This is a genomic window from Anaerophaga thermohalophila DSM 12881 (genome assembly GCF_000191885.1).
Taxonomy (GTDB): domain Bacteria; phylum Bacteroidota; class Bacteroidia; order Bacteroidales; family Marinilabiliaceae; genus Anaerophaga; species Anaerophaga thermohalophila.
The window spans coordinates 1-761 of record NZ_AEWI01000189.1; the positions used below are offsets into that span (position 1 = coordinate 1).

At 34.6% G+C, this 761-nt stretch carries 2 protein-coding genes; both read right to left on the reverse strand.

Going from position 1 to position 761, the window contains the following annotated elements; all coding sequences use genetic code 11:
- Window positions 1-467, reverse strand: a 467-nt coding sequence (locus ATH1_RS19925) for a hypothetical protein (protein ID WP_010424912.1), incomplete at its 3' end; no start/stop codon positions are given.
- Window positions 468-591: 124 nt separating this feature from the next.
- Window positions 592-759 carry a transposase domain-containing protein gene (locus ATH1_RS22865; RefSeq protein WP_010424914.1) on the reverse strand — a complete coding sequence of 56 codons (168 nt, stop codon included), beginning with the start codon at window positions 757-759 and terminating at the stop codon, window positions 592-594.
- Window positions 760-761 lie beyond the last annotated feature (2 nt).

Below are 761 nucleotides of genomic sequence, written 5' to 3' on the forward strand. Positions count from 1 at the left end.
CAATTAATATAAGCATCATTAACAACATCTTCTCCAAATTCTACATTTAGGGTAAAGTTTTCTTTTATTGTTCGAGATAACAATACTAACTTGTCCAAACATACATCTGGCTCTTTATTTACAAATTCAAAAGAGGCACTTTTTATTTCTCCATTTGGTATACAAATAAATTTAATAATACAAGTACTGTTTATCAACTCTCTAATTTCCTCCTTTGTAAATTCATTTATAACAAATTCCAAAAGATCCTCTTCTGAAGATAGTTTAAACCCATAGATACCAACTATTTCACCCTTGCTATTCCTGGGTCTGGGTAACTCTTGGTTTAACTCAGGGTTGTCATGATACGTTATGATTGTGTCTCCACTAAAATCACTAACTCTTATAATTCTCCGGAATGAATTCTGACTGAATACTAAATTTGTAAATACGAACAAAAAGACTATTATTCTAAATATCTTTTTCATAATTGTACATTTTAAAGTAAGCCTTCGGCCTCCTACGTATTGTAAAAGTAAAAAAAATTTTCCCAAGCCGGGGATACCGGCCTGGGAGTTGAATCTTTCTAAGTACTACTGGAATCTTTTGGAATTAGTTGGAGCTTTCCGGAAAATTCTGGCAATGGTTGGATTTTTTCCAATTATGAGGCAAAAGGTCAGCCAGGTCCAGATCATAGTTGCTATTGTACAATGCAATTTTGGAAAACACATCGGTCAGCCACTGCCGGGGGTTAACATCGCTGGCTTTGCAACATCCCAGAA